Raw genomic sequence first — 18,365 nt, forward strand, 5'->3', positions numbered from 1 at the left:
CGATTGAAGCCGGGGAAAGCGGTCCGATGGACAAGGAACAGGAAATTCTCGCGATCAGCCGGCTGGTCTTCGACCTGACCCGGATCGACGGCGGTGACCTGGACGACATGCTGGGGCGCTTGCATGAGCTGCTGTGTTCGCTGCCCGGCATCCGGGTTTTGCCGCACAGCCTGATCCTGCTGTACAACTCGCGCGGGCTGTTGCTGCAGGCGGCCCAGTTCGGCCTGCCGCCGGCCTGGGACTGCATCGATGCCGAAGTTTCGCCGTATCACCTGGCGTCGGAGGACGACGACCAGGTCGTGCTGAGCCGCAGCGTTGCGGCGCGTCTGCCGTTGCCGATGCGGCAAAGCATTCCGGCCGATGCCGCTTGCTTCATGCTGCCGCTGCGCGACAACGGCCGCCTGATCGGCAAGGCATTGATCTTCGTCGATCCCGGCTGGCAGGCCGATGCCATCGAATTCGAGTTCATGGGCGACCTGGCGCAGGCGTTGTCGGTACTCGTCTGTCGCCTGATCATCAACGAAACCCTGCGCGTGCGCGAGGTCGAACTGGAAGATGCCCGGACCGACGCCATCCGGCGTCTCGGCACGGCTTCCGAATATCGCGACAACGAGACTGGCATGCACATCATGCGCATGACCCATATCGCCACCGCGATCGCCAAGGCCATGGGCCTGTCGGCCGAGGAGCGCGAATTGCTGAGTATCTGTGCGCCGATGCACGACGTCGGCAAGATCGGCATTCCCGATGCCATCCTGCTCAAGCCGGGTCGGCTGTCGTCCGACGAATACGAGGTGATGAAGGGCCATACCGGCATCGGCAAGCGCCTGCTCGATGGCGACGATGCGCTGATCCAGGCGGCCCGCGACATTGCCGCCAGTCACCACGAGCACTGGGACGGCGGCGGTTACCCGGAAGGTCTGGCGGGAGAGGACATCCCGCTGCTGGCGAGGATTTGCGCGGTTTCCGACGTGTTCGACGCGCTGACTTCGCGGCGCCCCTACAAGGATCCCTGGCCGGTCGATCAGGCGGTGGCCTGGGTGCGCGAGAAATCCGGCAGCCATTTCGATCCGGCGGTCGTCGCAGGGTTCATGCAGGCATTGCCGGAGGTGATGCGCATCCGCGAACTGTACCGCGACGACATCATCGATCCGAATCAGGTGCTCGACCTGCCCGAACTGCCGCCGCACCAATGCGAGTGGGTGCGCTGGGACGATGCACTGAGCGTCGGCATCGACGTCATCGACGAGCATCATCGTTACCTGTTCGACCTGACCAACGATCTCTACGAAGTCGTGTCGACCAAGCGCGGCTCGCGCGAGGTGGCGCGCGTCATGAAGGCGCTCGATCAGTACGTGCAGGTGCATTTCCGGGCCGAGGAACGGATGATGGATCATCACGGCTATCACGCCCTGGGGCGCCAGCGGCACCAGCATGGCGAGTTCGAGGCGCGCCTGCGCGAGTTCTACGCCGAACTGCACGACAACCCGCTGACGGCGCAATTCGACGTGCTGGTCTATCTGCGGACCTGGCTGGTCCGCCACATCCTGCACGAGGATGCCCGCTTGCGCGAACTGGTGAATTGACCGCCTTGCTGCGGTCGACCGCAGCCTAGCCGGTTTTTCTGACCACCGCGTAGCGCGCCAGGGTTTTCTCCCGGGCCGCCGCGTGATCGACGATGGGCGCCGGGTAGTCGCGGCCGATGACGGTGCCGATGGCCTCCTGTTCCAGGTGTCCCATGCGCCACGGTGCGTGGATGTACTTGTCCGGTACCCGCGCCAGTTCCGGCAGGTAGCGGCGGATGAATCTGCCCTGCGGGTCGAATTTTTCCGACTGGGTGACCGGGTTGAAGATGCGGAAGTAGGGCTGCGCATCGCAGCCGCTGGACGACGCCCACTGCCAGCCGCCGTTGTTGGCCGACAGGTCGAAATCGTTCAGGTGATCGGCAAAGTATTTCTCGCCCAGCCGCCAGTCGACCCCAAGATCCTTGCACAGGAAGGAGGCGGCGACCATGCGCAGCCGGTTGTGCATCCAGCCGCTATGGTTGAGCTGACGCATCGCCGCGTCGACCAGCGGATAACCGGTACGCCCCTGCTGCCAGGCAGCCAGGCCGGCCGGCCAGTCATCCCAGCGGATGGCGTCGTATTCGGGCTTGAAAGCGCCGTCGACCGCATGCGGGAAACGGTCGAGGATCATGAAGTAGAAATCGCGCCAGATCAGCTCGTTGAGCCAGCTGTCGGCTCCCTCGGCGAGCGCTGCGGTGACCAGTTCGCGGATCGATAGGGTGCCGAAACGCAGGTGCACCGACAGGTAGCTGACGCCCTTGACCGCCGGAAAATCACGCAACTGGCCGTAGCGGGCGAGGCGCGATGTGCGGAACTCGTCCCACAGGGCGCGGGCGCCCGACATGCCCGGCTGGATGCCCAGTTCGCCCAGATTGGTCGGCAGGAAGCCGAGCTCGGCCAGCCCGGGCAAAGCATTTTCCGGGCTGGGCGCGAGTCGACCGCGACAATCGATCGGCGCGTGGTCGGCCGCGGTCAGGCGCTTGAGCCAGGCATTGCGGTACGGCGTGAACACCGTGTACGGGCGGCCGGCACCGGTGAGCAGGGTATCGCAGTCGAAGATCGCCTGATCCCGGCAGGCATGGAAGCGGATGCCCTGTTCGGCCAGCCGGCGCTCGACCGTGGTGTCGCGCTGCTTGGCGGCAGGCTCGTAATCGCGGTTGGCGAATACGGCACCGACTCCCAGCTGGCGGGCCAGGGCGGGAATCTCGTCGACGGCGCGGCCGTGCCGGACCAGCAGTCCGCCGCCCCGCTGACGGAGCGCAGCATCCAGTTCGCGCAGGCTGCCGAGGATGAATTCCAGCCGCCGATCCCGGCGCTCGGGCAGGGCATCGAGGATGTCGGTATCGAAGACGAAGGCGCAGTGCACCGGCGCACCGCTGGCGATGGCGGCGCCGAGTGCGGCGTGATCGTGGTCGCGCAGGTCGCGACGGAACCAGACAAGGGCGGGGGCAGGCATGGCGGATCGTTCCGGAATTGTTCCGCCGGCATTATAAAAAAACCGCCGCACCCGGGGGCGCGGCGGTTTGCCTGCAGGGAGCTCGTCGAGCGGTCAGGAACCGATCAGGCCGCCGTTGTCCTTGGTGATGACAATGGTCGTCGAGCGCGGACGGGCGCTGCCGCCATCCGGCCAGTGGCTTTCGAAGCTGGCCGGGGTGCCGATCACGCCGGCGCCGGTATTTTCGCCCGGGTGCTGGATATTGACGAAGATTGCCTTGCCATCGGGGGTTTCGGTGATGCCGGTGATTTCGCAACCCTTCGGACCGACCAGGAAGCGGCGCAGTGTCGCCGGCGTCGCATTCTTGCCGGCGTAGCTGGTCACCGATTGGTCGGCACCGGCATTGGCCGGTACCGCCAGGTTGTCGACGGTGACCGTGCGACCGTCGCCGACCTTGCCCGGCAGCGCGGCGAGCATCATGCAGTTGGTCACGTCGGTATAGGCGCCATCGTCGGTCTGCAGCCACATCAGGCCGGGTACCGCCTGGCTGAACCATAGGCCGTCCGGGCTGGAGAAGTTGTTGTCATCGGTCAGGCCGGAGAGGTTGATCGAGGTGTTGCCGAACTGATCGTCCTCGGCACCGAACAGGTAGACGTCCCAGGTGAAGGTGGTTGCGGCATGGTCGTCACCGGTTTCGCGAATGCGCACGATGTGGCCGTTGACGTTGCCGGTGTTGCCTTCGCCATCGTTGTAGTAGCGCGGATTGGCCGCGTCGAGGGCGCGCGATTTGCCGCCGGTCGTCGTGCCGGTCTTGCCGCGGTCGCTGTTGTTGGTCAGCGTGACGTAGATTTCACCGGTCACCGGATGCACGCCGGTCCATTCCGGACGGTCCATCGGCGTTGCGCCGACGACGTCAGCCGCGATCCGGCAGTTGATCAGCACATCGGCCTGGTCGGCAAAGCCGTAAGCGGCAGCGGCAATGGCGGCATCGGCGATGTTGAGTTCGGTCCAGGTGCCGCTGCCGTTGGCAGCGAAGGTGGCGACGTAGAGCTTGCCGTCGTCGAGATACTTGTCGCCCGAAGTAAGGCCGCCATTGGCATCGCTGGCGCTCCAGTTCTGGGTCGACACGTATTTGTAGATGTACTCGCCGCGGGAATCGTCGCCCATGTAGTAGACGATCGGCTTGCCGACCACAGCCTTGGCCGGCTGGGCGCCTTCGTGGCCGAAGCGGCCCATCGCGGTACGCTTGTGCGGCGCACTGGCCGGGGCATATGGGTCGATCTCGACGACCCAGCCCATGGTGTTGGCGGCGTTGCGGTAGTCGGCCGTTGCATCGGCGCCGGTCTGCGAGATGTTCCAGCGATCGTAGAGCCCGTTGCCGCTGGTGTCGCCGCCGGTCGGGTTGGCCCAGCCGTAGCTGCCGTTGCTGGCACCGGAGCCGATATAGCGGTTCTGGGCCGCGGTTTCCTTGGCCGAGGAGAGCGAGGCGCTGGTCTGGCGCTTGAAGTAGCCGGCCCAGTTTTCCTCGCAGGTCAGATAGGTGCCCCACGGCGTGGTGCCGTTGGCGCAGTTGTTCAGCGTGCCGCGGGTGGCGACGCCGGTCAGCGAGTAGGGCGTGACCATCAGGTCGTCGCCGGCCGCCGGACCGCTCAGGGTCATGTCGCTGGCTGCGGTGTAGCGGCGGTTGAACCCGGACAGCTTGTTGACCGAGAAACTGCCGCTACGGACGACCTCGATCACCGACACGCCGTGGGCATGAACTTCCTTGTCGATCTGGGAGACGACGCGCGACGCGGTCGGGAAGCCGGCACCGACTTCGGCGACGGTGTGCAGGAAGATCTGCGTGATGTTTTCGTGGTTCATGCACAGCAGGCCGCGGCCGACGTTGCTCAGGTCCTTGGCCAGGCCGCTGCTGTTCAGGCCGAAATAAGCCATGCCGTCGTGGTGGTCGCCGGCGCGGAACTGGAAGCTGGCTGCCGTGTCGGTGCCATCGTTGGCATAGCTCGGGGTCAGCGTGTTGATCGGGTCGCCGAGGCGGTAGAGCGTCGTGAAGGTGTAGCCGCCCGGAATGCGCAGTTCGTCGGTCAGGCCCTTGGCGACGGCGCTGAAGCCGAGCGAGAAGGCGTTGCTGCTTTCACTCTTGCTGTCGTTGCAGCCGGCGAGGCCGAAGCTCATGAAACTGCCGGCAGCGAGGCCGAAGCTGCCCTTCAGCAGGTTGCGGCGCGACAGGCGGGCTTCCAGCACGCTGGCGAAATCGAGGTTGCCGGAGTCGTTCCTGGAAACGTCGTCGCAGCCGTTCGGGGAGTCGGGGTGGTGTTTGGTCAAGGCGTCGGACATGGCGGTGGCTAGTAAAGGGAAATGAAGGAAGCGGCATTATCGAAAGCCATCATGACACGGCGATGAACGGCATGTTTCAGGGCAGGCTGGCCGAAACCCGGTAGTCTCCCGGCGCCGTCTGCGCGGTTCCGGGCAGCATGCCCAGATAGGGAGCGAGGATGCCGAGCGCCGGCGCCTGCAGGCGGATGTCGGCATGCAGTCGATGTCCGTCGATCCGTGCGTCGGCCCGGACGATCTCGCCGCGGCCGCCGGCGAGTTGGCCGGTAAAGCCGCTGTCGGGCAGGTATTGCCAGTCGAGGCGATAGTCGCCCAGCGGAAAATCGGCGAGCAGCCCGCTGGCGGCGCCCAGCCAGCGGATCTGCCCGTCACCTTGCCAGCGCTGCAGCGCGGCGGGATCGATGCGCAGCCGGGCCGAGTCGATTTGCAGCAAGCCTTGCCAGTGCGCGGTCGGCAGCGCCAGTGCCGGCTGGCCGAGCACGGCGTTCGCCGGTACGGCCAGATCGGCGATCTCGATGCGGTTCGGGGCCGTCCAGCGCACCACGCCATTGGCCAGGAAGAGTTCGCCGATGGCCCCGTCGGCCGGCAGGCGCCAGCGCAAGTCGCCGAGGTCGATCCAGTTGCCGTCGATGGCGACGAACAGGCGTCCACTGCCGCGCCAGATGCTGCCTTGCGTGGCGGCGATCCGGCACTGGCCGGCGCAGGCGTTCTCGGCCAGGCGACCGGCGAGATGCGCCGGCAAGCGCAGGATGAGCAAGATCAGCAGCGCGGCGAACGCGCCGAGCCAGGGCGTCCGCTTCACGATTCGCCGCCGGCCGGGCGGTAGACGGCATCGATTTGCAGTCGCCCGTCGACGTCGCGGAGCGTGCATTTTTCGGGAATCAAGCGGTATTCCCTTTGCACGGCTGCGGTCCACGCGATCCAGCGGGCAAAATCCGCCTGCCCGGTCAGGGCGAGCCGCCGGCCTTGCCAGCGGGCCTGCATGCCCGGCCCGAGTTCGCTCAGTCGGGCCTCGATGGCCGGCTGGAGCGTTGCCATCGATGGCGCTTCGAGATCGCCCGGCGGGGCTTGCAGACGCCATGCTTCGGCCAGTTGCGTCATGCGTTCCGCACTGGCGGCGAGTATCGGCAACTGGCGCAACTGACGTTGCCGGTATTGCGCCAGCGACCACAGCGTCTGCGCCAGCAGGGCAACGAGCAGGATGCCGGCGAGCAGGCGCAGGGCCAGGCGCTCGCGCGGTGCGCGCTGCGACCAGAAGGCCTGGGTGCGCTGGCGCAGGCTGGGGGGCAACGGCGCTCTCATCGTGTTTCTCCGGGCGTCAGCGTCAATTCGTCGGGCGATGTCGCATCCAGCGCGATGCCCCGGCGCGCCGCGGCGGCGCTCAATCGTGCGCGGTTCTCGGCATCGAGCCGGGCGCTGATCCGCAAGCGGCCGTCGGCATAGTCCATGGCAACGATGCGCAGGCTGCCGGCGGGTAGCTCGGCGAGTGGCGCGGCCAGTGCCAGGAAATCGTCGGCCGCCAGTTGGCCGTTCTGCCGGCGGGCGTCGGCCAGCCGTCGTTCGAGCTGGCGCTGCGGGTCGACCTTGACGGCGCCCGGCAAAGCCGCGGTAAAGGCCTGGTCGATGCGGCCGCGCATTTGCCGTTCCTGCCAGGCGAACCAGGCGCTCTGGGCGACCAGCAGGGCGACCAGCAGCAGGCTGCCAAGCCCCGCCAGGCGGCCGGCCGGGCGCAGCCGGGAGAGCCAGGCGACGGGCGCTCGCGGCGGGGCCAGTTCGCCGTACAGGAAGCCGGGGCCGGCCGGCGCCAGCGGCGGCTGTTCGCTGCGCGGCAGGCGGTCTAGCGTTTCGTCGTGGCGGCCGGCCGGCGCGTCGTCGAGCACATGCAGCGTCAGTTCGGGGCCGAGGCCCGGCCACTGCGTCAGTCCGGCATCCGGCGCGAGGCTGTGGCAGCTGTCGGCATGGCTGATGGTGAGTTCGCCGCCGCACAGCCAGGCCGCCGGGTGCGGACGGCACAGGCCGAGCGGCCAGGCGGCGCGCGGCGTCCAGCCGAGTTCGCGCAGCCGCTCGACGAGGGCGGCGAGGCGCGCCCGCGCAACGATGCCGACGCGTTGCCCGCTTTTTTCCGGATTTTCGCTGTCGACCGCAAACAGCAATTGCGCCGGCGCCTCGAGCAGTTGTTCCTCGAGCGCGGCGCCGATCACTGCCGGCCGGTGGCCGGCCGGCGGGGGCGGCAGCGCGACCCGTCGGGCGCTGGTCTGGCGGCCGGCCAGCAGCAGGATGCAGGATGCGCCGTTTGCCGGCGGCGCGGGCCACTGTGCCGGTTCGCTGCAGCCGCGGCGCAGCAGCCGGCCGGCGGCATCGTGCAGCAGCCACGGGCAGTCGCGGCGGCGTTGCGGCCAGTCGGCAGGAATGATCAGGGTCAGGGTAGGGGTCACAGCAAGGTCAGCCAGAGAAGGATGGGTTGCCGGCCGGCCAGCGGCCGTTGCAGCAGCGCGACGGCACGGCTGCGGGCATGCTCGCGGTCGACTTCGATGTCGACCAGAAAATGCCGGCTGCCGGCGGCGATCGGGACCAGGCTGGCGGGCAGTCCGGGGTCGGCCAGGCGGTTGCGGAAATCGCTGCTGTCGCGAAAGGGCAGGCTGCGCCGGCCATCGGCGAGGACCCGTGCGGCGGCCAGCGACAGCCCCGGCTGGATCGCCGCCAGCACTTCCGGCGTCGCGGTATTCACGTTCACCGGCTGCTGGCCGGCCAGGACGCCGATATGCGTTTGCAGGCGGGCGAGCACGGCCGGCGTGTAGCCGACGATCCGTTTCAGGTCGCCGGGCGTGCGCAGCGGCTGGCCGGGTTCGGCGGCTGCCGGGCGGGTGCCGTCGGGACGGCTGCCCAGATGGTCGGCCAGCGTCTCGGCCAGTTCGGGCGCCAGGCCCAGCGACAGCAGCAGGCGGCGATAGGCGGCGTAGGCCCGGTCGTCGATCCGGCCGTCGTCGCGGCGCAGGTTGTTGAGGTTGAAGCGGCCCTGCAGGTCGCTGATGCGCCCGCGCAGCGTTGCCGATTCGTGGCGCAGCGGCGGGAGTTGGCGTGCCCATTCCTCGTCCAGCGAGTCGACCGGGCCGCGCGTCGCGTCGGCGGCCAGCAGGCTGCCCGCATAGTCCACCGCGTTGCGCGCCAGTTCGCCGGTCTGCGCCTTGTCGCGCAGCAGTGCGCTGCGTTCGATCCAGTCGTCCATCCGGCCGTAGAGCATGCTGCCGGTCGCGGCGACCAGCGCGACGACGAGCATCGCGGCGATCACCGCACTGCCGCGTTGTTGCGGTCGACGGTCCGCCGGCGGCATTTTTGCAGCCGGGTCAGCGCGCGGCGGCGACATCGAAAATCCTTTCCAGCGTACCGAGTTCGTGCAGCCGGATGCGGATGCGCAGCGCGCGCGGCAGGTCTTGCGGGTCGCGCGGGCGCCAGGCGGTCAGCCAGCGGTTGTCGCGATCCAGGCTGGCCAGTTCGATGGCCTCGACGCCGGTGAGCAGGGTGTAGGCCTGCGTCGGTGCGCTGGAGTCGATCGATGGCCAGGTCAGCAGTTCGAGCCGGTCGTCGCGCAGGCGCCAGGTGATGCGTCCGAGGCTGTCGCCGGCATCGGCGATCCGGCTCAGGGTCAGCTGCGTCGCCTCCTGCTGCCAGGCGGCGGTGCGCCGTCCGGCGTCGTCGCGGCCCGGCTGGCCGACCGCCTGGCGGACGTCGCTGCCCAGCCGGGCGAAGGTCAGTGCGACGTCCTGCCAGCGAACGGCCATCGCCTGCAGGCGTTCGGCGTGGCGGGTCGAGGCTTCCAGGCCACGGTAGCCGAGCACGCCGAGCAGGCCGAGCAAGGCCACGGCGACCAGGATTTCGATCAGCGTGAAGCCGCGTTGCGGGCGCATCAGGGACGCCCCAGGTAGCCGACCAGCGTGGCCAGCGCTACGTCCTGGTCGGCGGCGGCAACCGCGATCTCGAAGCGCCGGAAGCTGTCGCGGGCCGCCGGTTCGACGCGCATGCGCCAGACGAAATCGCGCTCGCCCAGGCGGCTGCTTCCCTGTGTGCTGCCCGCTTCGGGCCAGGCGCGGGTGGCGTGCAGCAGCGCCGCCTGGTTTTCGGCGACCCAGCCGGCCAGCTGGCGTTCGCGCAGCGCTTCGGCGGTGTTCGCCGCGCCCAGTCCGGCACGGCCGGCAGCGGCCAGGCCGAGCGCCAGGATGGCCAGCGCGACCAGGATTTCGAGCAGCGTGAAGCCGCCAGTCCGGCGCGTCACGGCAGCCGCTCCATGGCGATCGCGCCGCTCGGCCGGCCGGCGATGCGCCAGCGTTTTCCGCCGTCGTCGAGGTCGACCGCAAAGAGCGGCGGAATTGCCGCAAAAACAATGCGGCCGCCGGTCATGCCGGTCTGCCCTTCGATGTCCAGCGTGCTCAGTCGCAGCCCCGCGGGCAGCGGCCGCCAGTGGCCGTCGGCGCCGGCCGCCGGTCGCCATTGCCCGTTTTCGTCGACCAGCAGGCGGGCGGCGGTCAGGTTGCCGGGCGCCTGGCCGATCTCCCAGGCCCAGGGCCGCGCGCCGGCCAGCGCGCGGCGGGCCGCCAGATCGGCCTGGCGATGCCAGTCGCGCAGCGCTGCCGAGCGCTCGGCAGCGGCCGGATCGGGCATCGCCAGCGCGACGCCGCCGGCCAGCACGCCGACGATGACCAGCGCGACGAGAATCTCGATCAGCGTGAAGCCGCAGTTTTTTGCGGTCGACCGCGGTCGACCGCAGAAAACCGTCGGCCGATCACAGCGACCAGTTGCCGATGTCCGCATCGTGGCCTTCGCCGCCCGGCGCGCCGTCGGCGCCGAAGCTGAACACGTCGATTTCGCCGCGCAGTCCCGGATTCAGGTACTGGTAGGGCTGGCCCCACGGGTCGAGCGGCAGCCGCTCGACGTAGCCGCCGGCCTTCCAGCCGTCGGGGATCGGCGCCAGCGTCGGCTTTTCGGTCAGCGCCTTCAGGCCCTGTTCGCTGGTTGGGTAGCGGCGGTTGTCGAGGCGGTAGAGCTTGAGCGCCTGCAGCAGGCCGGCGATGTCCTGGCGGGCGGCGACGATGCGCGCCTCGTCCGGCCGGCTCATCACCTTGGGAACGACCAGCGCGGCGAGAATGCCGAGGATGACGACGACGACCATGACTTCGATGAGGGTGAAGCCGGTCTGGCGAAAAATGGGGTTTTTCATGGGTTTACCGCAGCAGTTGGTTGATTTCGATGATCGGTTGCAGGATCGCCAGCACGATGAGCAGCACGACGCCGCCCATCAGCAGGATCAGCAGCGGTTCGAGCAGCGTCGTCGCGGTGCTCAGCCGGGTGGTGACTTCGTCGTTCTGCTGGCGCGCCGCTTTTTCCAGCATTTCGCCCAGTCGACCGGAGGATTCACCGCTGCCGACCATATGCACCAGCAGCGGCGGAAACCGCCCGGAACGGGCGAGCGCGCGCTGCAGGCTGCTGCCTTCGCGGACCTCGGCGGTGGCGGCGGTCAGCGCCTGCTGCAGCGGCGCCAGCCAGACCACCGCGCAGGCCGCCTGCAGCGCGCCGAGCAGCGGCACGCCGCTCGACACCAGGATGGCCAGCGTCTGCGCCAGCCGGGCGCTGTCCAGCGCGACCAGCAGCCGGCCGAGCACCGGCAGGCGCATCAGCCGCGACTGCCGGGCGTGGCGGAAGGCGGCATGGCGCCAGGCGCGGCGCCACAGCCAGAGACCGCCGGCGGCGCCGGCCAGCAGCAGCGGCCAGATCGCGCGCAGGGCATCGCTGACCAGGATCAGGCCCTGCGTCAGCAAAGGCAGGCTCTGCTTGCCGCTCTGGAACACGGCGACGACCTGCGGCACGACGTAGAGCATCAGCGCGCCGACGACGAGCAGCGCGACGACGCTGACGACGGCCGGGTAGATCGTCGCCTGCAGGATTTTCTGGCGCAGCGCGCCGCTGCTTTCCAGGCTGTCGGCCAGCCGTTGCATGACCTGGTCGAGCTGGCCGCTCTGCTCGCCGGCGGCGACCAGCGCGCGGTACAGGCTGCCGAAGGTCTGCGGGAAATGTTCCAGCGCCCGGTGCAGCGGGTGGCCGGCCAGCAGTTCGTCGCGGATCGCGCCGAGCAGTTGCCGGGTCGGCGCCTCGTCGCTCTGTTCGATCAGCGCCGCCAGCGCGCGTTCGATCGGAATGCCGGCGGCGAGCAGCGTGGACCAGCGGCGGGTGAGCAGCATCAGCGCGGTGTTGCCGAGGCGCGGCGGGCGGCCGCCGGTGCTTGTCGCGCCGACGGTTTTTGCGGCGGTCTGCAGGTCGACCGCAAGCAGGCCGCGCTCGCGCAGCGCGCTGCGCGCCTGGCGCGGCGAATCGGCGTCGATGCTGCCCTGGCTTTCGCGGCCGTCGAGGGCGATGGCCCGGTAGTGGAAGGCGGTCATCGGCGCGGTCTCAGGCGCGCGTCACGCGCAGCAGTTCTGCCAGCGAGGTATCGCCGGAACGCAGCCAGCGCCGGCCGTCCTCGCCGAGCAGACGCAAGGCCCGCGCGCCGCGCGCCGGATCGCCGGCGGCCTCGCGCAGGGCGCGCTCGCCGGCCTGCTGGTGGATCAGCGGGCGCAGGCCGTCGTCCACTTCGAGCAGTTCGTACAGGCCGAGCCGGCCGAGGTAGCCGGTGTGTGCGCACTGCGGGCAGCCGACCGGCTGCCACAGCCGGCCGATTTCTGCCGGCAGCCCGGCGTCGACCGCAGCCGGGCCGGGCTGGCGGCAATGCGGACACAGCCGGCGCACCAGGCGCTGGGCGAGCACGCCGAGCAGCGACGACGACAGCAGGAAGGGCTCGATGCCCATGTCGGTCAGCCGCGTTGCCGCGCTGGCCGCATCGTTGGTGTGCAGCGTGGCCAGCACCAGATGGCCGGTCAGGCTGGCCTGGACGGCGATCTGCGCGGTTTCGGCATCGCGGATTTCGCCGATCATGACGACGTCCGGGTCCTGCCGCAGGATGGCGCGCAAGGCCTTGGCGAAGCTCATGTCGATGCGCGGATTGACCTGGATCTGGCCGATGCCGGGCAGGTCGTACTCGACCGGGTCCTCGACCGTCATGATGTTCAGCCGGCGGGCGTCGAGCCGCGACAGCGCGGCGTACAGCGTCGTCGTCTTGCCCGAGCCGGTCGGGCCGGTGACCAGCAGGATGCCGTGCGGCTGGCGGATCAGCGCATCGATGCGGGCCAGCGTGTCGTCGCCCATGCCCAGCTTGCTCAGGTCGAGGCGCGCCGGGTCCTTGTCGAGCAGACGCAGCACGACGCGTTCGCCGTGGCTCGACGGCAAGGTGGAGACGCGCACGTCCATGCCGCGGCCGGCGATGCGGACGCCGATGCGGCCGTCCTGCGGCAGGCGTTTCTCGGCGATGTCGAGGCCGGCCATGATCTTGATCCGCGAGACCATCGCCGCGTGCAGCGCGCGTTTCGGCGAGACCACGTCGTGCAGCACGCCGTCGAGGCGGAAACGGACGACCGACTCGCGCTCGTAGGGCTCGATGTGGATGTCGGAGGCGTTCTCGCGCGCCGCCTGGGTGAGCAGCGCGTTGATCATGCGGATGATCGGTGCGTCGTGCTGCGCGTCGAGCAGATCCTCGACCGGCGGCAGTTCCTCGACCAGGCGGGCGATGTCGAGGTCCTGGCCGATGTCGCTGGCGACCTCGGCGGCGCTCTGCTCGCCGCCGGCGTAGGCGGCGGCCAGGCGGCGTTCGAATTCGTCGGTGTCGACTGCCTGCGGCCGCAGCGGCCGGTCGAAGACGCGCGCCAGTTCGCCGAGCGCGGCCAACGGCGGGCCGCCGGCCTGGTCGTGGCGGTACCAGATGTCGACGACCTCGCCGCCGATGTCGCCGGCCAGCACCCCGTTGGCCCGCGCAAAGGCGTAGGGCAGGCGGCGCCCGGCCAGACTCACGGGCGATCTCCGGCAACAGCGCCCGCTGCCGGCAGGCGCGGCCCCTCGTGCTCGCCCCAGAGCGCCGGATTGCGCGCATCCTGAGCGATCTGCCGGTCGAGCAGCAGGCCGTAGCGGTCGCCGGCCAGTGCCTCGTAATCGCCGGCTTCACGGACGATGCGCGGGCGCAGGAAGACCATCAGGTTGGTCTTCTTGCGGTTGCGCGTTTCGTAGCGGAACAGGTTGCGGATGAGCGGGATGTCGCCGAGCAGCGGCACCTTTTCCTGATTGTTCGTCAGGTTGTCCTCGATCAGCCCGCCGAGCACGATCAGCCGGCCGTCGTCGACCAGCACGCTGGATTCCAGTGCGCGCTTGTTGGTGATCGGGCCGGCGGCGTTGGTCGAGGTGCCGGATTGCACCGACGACGCTTCCTGGTAGATCTGCAGATGCACCACGCCGCCTTCGGTGATCTTCGGCCGCACCTTCAGCGTCAGCCCGACGTCGCGCCGCTCGTAGGTCTGGAAGGGCGTCACCGAGGTCGATGCCGAGCTGGTGCTGTACGAACCGGTGACGAAGGGCAGGTTCTGGCCGATGACGATCTTCGCCTCCTCGTTGTCCAGCGTCATGATGCTCGGCGTCGACAGGATGTTGGCCTGCGCCTCGCTCTCCAGGAAACGGGCGAGCAGGCCGAGGTTGGTGATGGTGCCCAGGCCGGGCACGTTGACCGTTCCGTTGACTACGCCGAAGTTCAGGCCGCGGCCGAGATTGGCCATGCTGGTCGCCGCCGAGACGATGTTCTGGCCGCTGTTGCCGAAATTGGTGCCGCCGACCGCGCGCGTGCCATTGCCCGACAGGCCGCTCAGGTCCTGCCACTGGATGCCGAATTCGGCGGCCCGCTCGGCCGACAGTTCGACGATCAGCGCCTCGATGTGCACCTGCGCCCGGCGCCGGTCGAGCAGCCCGATGACGTTCTGCAGGTTGGCGAACAGGCTGTCCGGCGCGGTGACGATCAGGGAATTGCTGGCCGGATCGGCCTGGATCATGCTCCCAGGCTGCAGGCCGCCGCTGTTGTGCTGGCTGCCGCCGGTTGCGCTCGCGGCGTTGCCGGCCGGGGCGAGGGCGCTGCTCTGGGCGCTACCGGCGAGCGTGTTCTGGCCGACGCCGAGGCTTGCGGTCGACAGCGGGCTGGCGGCATTTTGCGTCGTGCCGCCTTCGCTGCCGAGGATGGCGCGCAGGGTTTGCGCCAGTTGCGCCGCGTCGGCGTGCTTCAACGGCACGACGCGGATGTTGCCGACGCCGGCTTCCGGGCGGTCCATCTCGGCCGCCATGCGCGCCGCACGAACCTGCAGCGCCGGGTTGTCCGAGCGCAGGAACAGGCGGTTGCCGCGCAGGTCGGTGCCGACGCTCAGATTGCCGCCGCCGTTGGCGCTGCCGGCCGGAAACAGCGTCTGCAGGCTGCGCGCCGCTTCCAGCGCCGAGACGTGGCGCAGCGTGACGACCTGCGGATCGTTGCCCTGCGGCACGTCGATCGAGGCCAGGATGCGCTCGATGCGGCGCAGGTTGTCGGCCGATTCGGAAATCACCAGCGTGTTGCTCGCCGCATTGGCGCTGATCGCCTGGTTGGCGCCGATCAGCGGTTTCAGCGCGTTGACCAGTTGCGGCGCCGATTCGTAGCGGACCGGGAAGACCTGGGTGACGATCTGCTCGCCGCCGGCACCGGGCTTGCCGACCGCGCCGGGCTGCATGCGGGCATCGGCTTCGGGCAGGATGCGCGTGACGTTTTTGCCCTCGACGACGGCGAAACCCTGCAGGCGCAGCGCGGCGACCAGCGTCTGATAGGCGGTGTCGGGCGTTACCGGGCGGCCGGAAACGATGTTGATGCTGCCCTTGACGCGCGGATCGATGATGAAATTGCGGCCGGTCACCTGGCCGACCGCCTTGACCGCCGATTCGATGTCGGCGCCGACGAAGTTGATGGTCAGCGGGGCGCTCGGTTCGCCGCGCAGCGCGGTTGCGGTCGACATCAGGCAAAGGGCAAAAACCGTGGCGGCGAGGGGGCGGAGCATCCGGGAATCAATCATGGTCGGGAGCGGCCGGTGCGGTGCCGGCGGGTTGCGGGAGCGTCAGGCGGCTGTGGCCGGCGGGACCGGTCAGGACGACCGCGTCGCGTTCGATGCGGTCGACCCGGGTGCCGGCGGAAATTTCCTCGCCGACGGCAAGGACCAGGATGTCCGGCTGGCCGTCGCGGCGGATCAAGGCACGCGCCAGGCGAGGATCGGCGGAAGCGGCGATACCGGCGAGCAGCAGGTTGGCCGGCGCGCTGGCCGCCGTCTGGCGGGGAGCGGAAAAATCGAGCGCGGCCAGTTGCCCGGCGACGCGCAGCGGGTCGCGTTCGATGTCGACGACCGGTGCCGGTCGCGGCAGCAGGAAATCGCCGATCAGCCCGGTGGCCAGCCAGCCGAAGCCGAGCGCGACGAGCAGCGTGGCCAGCGGCCCGGCGATCCGGGCGGCGGTGTCGGCCGGCGGGATGGGACGGCGCATCAAGGGCGGCAAGCGAAGGCGGCGCATGGCAATGGCGAAGGCGATGACGAGCCGGCGACATTAATGCAATCCTGTTACGTTTCCGTGACGCCGCCCGGTGGCTGTCGTCCGCACCCGTCCGGGCCGGGTTTTCCTTTAAAATCGCGTCCATGGACAACGTCAATCTGACCGATCACTTCCTGATTGCCATGCCGGCGCTCGAAGACCCCTATTTCGCCAACGCGCTGGTCTACATCTGCGAGCACAACGAAAACGGCGCACTCGGCATCATCGTCAACCGGCCGCTCGACATGAACCTGGCCGGCCTGTTCGAGAAAATCGAGATCAAGCTCGAAGCCGAGTCGCTGGCCGGTCTGCCGGTCTATTTCGGCGGCCCGGTGCAGCTCGACCGCGGTTTCGTGCTGCATCGACCGGTCGGTCACTGGCAATCGACGCTGGCGGTGAACAGCGAGGTCGGCCTGACGTCGTCGCGCGACGTGCTGGCTGCCGTCGGCAAGGACGGCCAGCCGTCGGAAATCCTGGTGTCGCTCGGCTATGCCGGCTGGGATGCCGGTCAGCTGGAAGACGAAATTGCCCAGAATTCCTGGTTGACCGTGGCCGCGCCTGCCGCAATCCTGTTCGATCTGCCGCCCGAGGAGCGTCTGGCGGCGGCGATGCAGAAGCTGGGCATCAGTTTTTCGCAGCTTTCCGACGTGGCCGGGCACGCCTGACGTGGGCACCGTGCTGGCTTTCGATTTCGGTGAGAAGCGCATCGGCGTGGCAACCGGCGAAACGCTGCTCGGCAGCGCCCATCCGCTGACGGTGATCCGCGCCGAATCGAACGACCAGCGTTTTGCCGAGATCGGCAAGCTGATCGCCGAATGGCAGCCGGAGCGGTTGATAGTCGGCTTGCCGACGCACGTCGATGGTACGCCGCATGAAATGACGCGTCTGGCGACCAAGTTCGCCGAACGTCTGGGAAAACGTTTTCAATTGCCCGTTTCGCTGGCCGACGAGCGCCTGACTTCGCTCGATGCCGAAGCCCGGTTGCGCGAAACCGGTCGCAACGCCAAATCCGCCAAGCCGCTGCTCGATGCGGTGGCGGCTCAACTGATCCTGCAAACCTGGTTCGAAAGTTCTCCGCATGTCTCTTCCTGAATCCCTGCCGGACGCCGACGCGCAGTGCCGCCAGCTGGCGGATGCGCTGCGTCCGCACCTGTCGAAGCAGCCGGTGCTGGTCGGCATCTACAGCGGCGGCGCCTGGGTCGCCGAGCGCCTGGCCGAACTGCTCGGTCTGCCCGACGAAATCGGCCTGATCGACGTTTCCTTCTACCGCGACGATTTCGCCGAGAAGGGCCTGCATCCGCAGGTCAAGCCGACGCTGATCCCCTTCGACGTCGAGGGCCGGCACATCGTACTGGTCGACGACGTGCTGTACACCGGCCGGACGACGCGGGCGGCGATCAACGAACTGTTCGACTACGGCCGGCCGGCTTCGGTGACGCTGGCGGTGCTCGCCGACCGCGGCGGCCGCGAGTTGCCGATCTCCGCCGACTGGTGCGTCTGGCCGACGGCGCTGCCGGCCGGACAGAACCTGGTGCTGGCGCGCGACGAGCGCGGTCAACTTGCCTGGAGACTGGAAAATGCATAACCCGCAGTTGAACGAGCATGGCGAACTGATTCACCTGCTGTCCACCGAAGGCTTGCCGCGGCGCATCCTCGAGCAGATTCTCGACACCGCCGAATCCTTCATGGAAGTGTCGGCGCGCGAGGTCAAGAAGGTGCCGCTGCTGCGCGGCAAGAGCGTGTTCAACCTGTTCTTCGAGAACTCGACGCGCACCCGGACGACCTTCGAGATTGCCGCCAAGCGTTTGAGCGCCGACGTCATCAACCTCGACATCGGCCGTTCGTCGACGGCCAAGGGCGAAACCCTGCTCGACACCATCGACAACCTCTGTTCGATGCACGCCAACCTGTTCGTCGTCCGCCACGCCTCCTCCGGCGCGCCCTACCTGATCGCCGATCACCTGCGGCGCATCGGCCGCGACGACATCCACGTCGTCAATGCCGGCGACGGGCGTCATGCGCACCCGACGCAAGGCCTGCTCGACATGTACACCATCCGCCACTTCAAGAAGGATTTCTCGAACCTGCGCGTGGCCATCGTCGGCGACATCCTGCACTCGCGCGTCGCCCGTTCCGACATCCACGCGCTGACCACGCTCGGCGTGCCGGAAGTCCGCGCCATCGGGCCAGAGACGTTGCTGCCCAAGCACCTCGACAAGCTCGGCGTGCAGGTTTTTCACGACATGAACGAAGGCATCCGCGACTGCGACGTGGTGATCATGCTGCGCCTGCAGAACGAGCGCATGAACGGTGCGCTGCTGCCGTCGGCCGGCGAGTATTTCCGTCACTACGGCCTGACCCCGCAGAAGCTGGCGCTGGCCAAGCCGGACGCCATCGTCATGCATCCGGGGCCGATGAACCGCGGCGTCGAAATCCATTCGGCCGTGGCCGACGGGCCGCAGGCGGTCATCCTCAATCAGGTCACTTTCGGCATCGCCGTGCGCATGGCGGTGATGAGCATCGTTGCGGGGAACTGA

The 18,365-nt window shown here is 68.7% G+C and carries 19 protein-coding genes; 5 read left to right on the forward strand and 14 right to left on the reverse strand.

Going from position 1 to position 18,365, the window contains the following annotated elements; translation table 11 throughout:
• The first annotated feature begins 26 nt into the window (after nt 1-26).
• Complete coding sequence (locus tag L0962_RS03175; RefSeq protein WP_234084063.1) at nt 27-1,586, forward strand: bacteriohemerythrin; 1,560 nt, start codon at nt 27-29, stop codon at nt 1,584-1,586.
• A gap of 25 nt (nt 1,587-1,611) precedes the next feature.
• Here the strand turns inward: L0962_RS03175 and L0962_RS03180 are convergent, their stop codons facing one another.
• From L0962_RS03180 to L0962_RS03245, 14 genes are all read right to left on the reverse strand, one after another.
• Complete coding sequence (locus L0962_RS03180; protein ID WP_234084066.1) at nt 1,612-3,021, reverse strand: deoxyribodipyrimidine photo-lyase; 1,410 nt, start codon at nt 3,019-3,021, stop codon at nt 1,612-1,614.
• Between the two features lie 93 nt (nt 3,022-3,114).
• Nucleotides 3,115-5,337, reverse strand: coding sequence for a PhoX family phosphatase (locus L0962_RS03185; RefSeq protein ID WP_234084068.1), 2,223 nt, complete (start codon nt 5,335-5,337; stop codon nt 3,115-3,117).
• A 76-nt stretch (nt 5,338-5,413) separates the two neighbouring features.
• Nucleotides 5,414-6,136 (reverse strand): type II secretion system protein N, encoded by a 723-nt coding sequence (locus tag L0962_RS03190; protein ID WP_234084077.1) that lies wholly within the window; start codon nt 6,134-6,136, stop codon nt 5,414-5,416.
• On the reverse strand, nt 6,133-6,636 hold the full coding sequence (gene gspM / locus L0962_RS03195; protein ID WP_234084079.1) for a type II secretion system protein GspM: 504 nt from the start codon (nt 6,634-6,636) through the stop codon (nt 6,133-6,135). The genes L0962_RS03190 and gspM overlap by 4 nt, the downstream gene beginning before the upstream one ends.
• Nucleotides 6,633-7,769 (reverse strand): type II secretion system protein GspL, encoded by a 1,137-nt coding sequence (gspL, locus tag L0962_RS03200; RefSeq protein ID WP_234084089.1) that lies wholly within the window; start codon nt 7,767-7,769, stop codon nt 6,633-6,635. The genes gspM and gspL overlap by 4 nt, the downstream gene beginning before the upstream one ends.
• Nucleotides 7,766-8,698, reverse strand: coding sequence for a type II secretion system minor pseudopilin GspK (gene gspK, locus L0962_RS03205; RefSeq protein WP_234084091.1), 933 nt, complete (start codon nt 8,696-8,698; stop codon nt 7,766-7,768). The genes gspL and gspK overlap by 4 nt, the downstream gene beginning before the upstream one ends.
• Nucleotides 8,679-9,239: a type II secretion system minor pseudopilin GspJ gene (gene gspJ / locus L0962_RS03210; RefSeq protein WP_234084093.1), complete on the reverse strand. Its 561-nt coding sequence runs from the start codon at nt 9,237-9,239 to the stop codon at nt 8,679-8,681. The genes gspK and gspJ overlap by 20 nt, the downstream gene beginning before the upstream one ends.
• Nucleotides 9,239-9,604, reverse strand: a complete 366-nt coding sequence (gene gspI, locus L0962_RS03215; protein WP_234084096.1) for a type II secretion system minor pseudopilin GspI — start codon at nt 9,602-9,604, stop codon at nt 9,239-9,241. The genes gspJ and gspI overlap by 1 nt, the downstream gene beginning before the upstream one ends.
• Nucleotides 9,601-10,140, reverse strand: a complete 540-nt coding sequence (locus tag L0962_RS03220; protein WP_234084098.1) for a type II secretion system protein — start codon at nt 10,138-10,140, stop codon at nt 9,601-9,603. The genes gspI and L0962_RS03220 overlap by 4 nt, the downstream gene beginning before the upstream one ends.
• Nucleotides 10,112-10,546 (reverse strand): type II secretion system major pseudopilin GspG, encoded by a 435-nt coding sequence (gene gspG, locus L0962_RS03225; protein ID WP_234084100.1) that lies wholly within the window; start codon nt 10,544-10,546, stop codon nt 10,112-10,114. Before gspG ends, L0962_RS03220 begins: the two co-directional genes overlap by 29 nt.
• A 4-nt stretch (nt 10,547-10,550) precedes the next feature.
• On the reverse strand, nt 10,551-11,762 hold the full coding sequence (gene gspF / locus L0962_RS03230) for a type II secretion system inner membrane protein GspF (protein ID WP_234084102.1): 1,212 nt from the start codon (nt 11,760-11,762) through the stop codon (nt 10,551-10,553).
• Between the two features lie 10 nt (nt 11,763-11,772).
• Nucleotides 11,773-13,263 (reverse strand): type II secretion system ATPase GspE, encoded by a 1,491-nt coding sequence (gene gspE / locus L0962_RS03235; RefSeq protein ID WP_234084104.1) that lies wholly within the window; start codon nt 13,261-13,263, stop codon nt 11,773-11,775.
• A complete protein-coding gene (gspD, locus tag L0962_RS03240; RefSeq protein WP_234084113.1) occupies nt 13,260-15,308 on the reverse strand; it encodes a type II secretion system secretin GspD in 2,049 nt (682 codons plus the stop codon). The genes gspE and gspD overlap by 4 nt, the downstream gene beginning before the upstream one ends.
• A gap of 7 nt (nt 15,309-15,315) precedes the next feature.
• Nucleotides 15,316-15,783 carry a type II secretion system protein N gene (locus tag L0962_RS03245; RefSeq protein WP_234084116.1) on the reverse strand — a complete coding sequence of 156 codons (468 nt, stop codon included), beginning with the start codon at nt 15,781-15,783 and terminating at the stop codon, nt 15,316-15,318.
• Nucleotides 15,784-15,932: 149 nt separating this feature from the next.
• Between L0962_RS03245 and L0962_RS03250 the strand changes: the two genes are divergently transcribed.
• From L0962_RS03250 to L0962_RS03265, 4 genes are read left to right on the forward strand one after another with little or no spacing between them, the layout of a single operon-like run.
• Nucleotides 15,933-16,493, forward strand: a complete 561-nt coding sequence (locus tag L0962_RS03250; protein ID WP_234084118.1) for a YqgE/AlgH family protein — start codon at nt 15,933-15,935, stop codon at nt 16,491-16,493.
• A gap of 1 nt (nt 16,494) precedes the next feature.
• Nucleotides 16,495-16,920 carry a Holliday junction resolvase RuvX gene (gene ruvX, locus L0962_RS03255; protein WP_234084120.1) on the forward strand — a complete coding sequence of 142 codons (426 nt, stop codon included), beginning with the start codon at nt 16,495-16,497 and terminating at the stop codon, nt 16,918-16,920.
• Entirely contained in the window at nt 16,907-17,413 is a 507-nt protein-coding gene (gene pyrR, locus L0962_RS03260; RefSeq protein ID WP_234084122.1) for a bifunctional pyr operon transcriptional regulator/uracil phosphoribosyltransferase PyrR, read from the forward strand. Before ruvX ends, pyrR begins: the two co-directional genes overlap by 14 nt.
• The gene (locus L0962_RS03265; protein ID WP_234084124.1) at nt 17,406-18,365 is read left to right on the forward strand and encodes an aspartate carbamoyltransferase catalytic subunit; all 960 of its coding nucleotides are present in this window, start codon (nt 17,406-17,408) and stop codon (nt 18,363-18,365) included. The genes pyrR and L0962_RS03265 overlap by 8 nt, the downstream gene beginning before the upstream one ends.

The sequence above is a fragment of the Azonexus sp. R2A61 genome (assembly GCF_021401135.1).
Taxonomy (GTDB): domain Bacteria; phylum Pseudomonadota; class Gammaproteobacteria; order Burkholderiales; family Rhodocyclaceae; genus Azonexus.

Excerpts from the sequence above, each read along its gene's own strand:
- L0962_RS03220 (WP_234084098.1), bottom strand. The coding sequence starts at position 10,140 with ATGCGGACATCGGCAACTGGTCGCTGTGATCGGCCGACGGTTTTCTGC.
- gspM (WP_234084079.1), bottom strand. The coding sequence starts at position 6,636 with ATGAGAGCGCCGTTGCCCCCCAGCCTGCGCCAGCGCACCCAGGCCTTC.
- gspF (WP_234084102.1), bottom strand. The coding sequence starts at position 11,762 with ATGACCGCCTTCCACTACCGGGCCATCGCCCTCGACGGCCGCGAAAGC.
- L0962_RS03245 (WP_234084116.1), bottom strand. The coding sequence starts at position 15,783 with ATGCGCCGTCCCATCCCGCCGGCCGACACCGCCGCCCGGATCGCCGGG.
- L0962_RS03175 (WP_234084063.1), top strand. The coding sequence starts at position 27 with ATGGACAAGGAACAGGAAATTCTCGCGATCAGCCGGCTGGTCTTCGAC.
- gspK (WP_234084091.1), bottom strand. The coding sequence starts at position 8,698 with ATGTCGCCGCCGCGCGCTGACCCGGCTGCAAAAATGCCGCCGGCGGAC.
- pyrR (WP_234084122.1), top strand. The coding sequence starts at position 16,907 with ATGTCTCTTCCTGAATCCCTGCCGGACGCCGACGCGCAGTGCCGCCAG.
- L0962_RS03250 (WP_234084118.1), top strand. The coding sequence starts at position 15,933 with ATGGACAACGTCAATCTGACCGATCACTTCCTGATTGCCATGCCGGCG.
- L0962_RS03265 (WP_234084124.1), top strand. The coding sequence starts at position 17,406 with ATGCATAACCCGCAGTTGAACGAGCATGGCGAACTGATTCACCTGCTG.
- gspD (WP_234084113.1), bottom strand. The coding sequence starts at position 15,308 with ATGCTCCGCCCCCTCGCCGCCACGGTTTTTGCCCTTTGCCTGATGTCG.
- gspJ (WP_234084093.1), bottom strand. The coding sequence starts at position 9,239 with ATGCGCCCGCAACGCGGCTTCACGCTGATCGAAATCCTGGTCGCCGTG.
- L0962_RS03185 (WP_234084068.1), bottom strand. The coding sequence starts at position 5,337 with ATGTCCGACGCCTTGACCAAACACCACCCCGACTCCCCGAACGGCTGC.
- L0962_RS03180 (WP_234084066.1), bottom strand. The coding sequence starts at position 3,021 with ATGCCTGCCCCCGCCCTTGTCTGGTTCCGTCGCGACCTGCGCGACCAC.
- gspG (WP_234084100.1), bottom strand. The coding sequence starts at position 10,546 with ATGAAAAACCCCATTTTTCGCCAGACCGGCTTCACCCTCATCGAAGTC.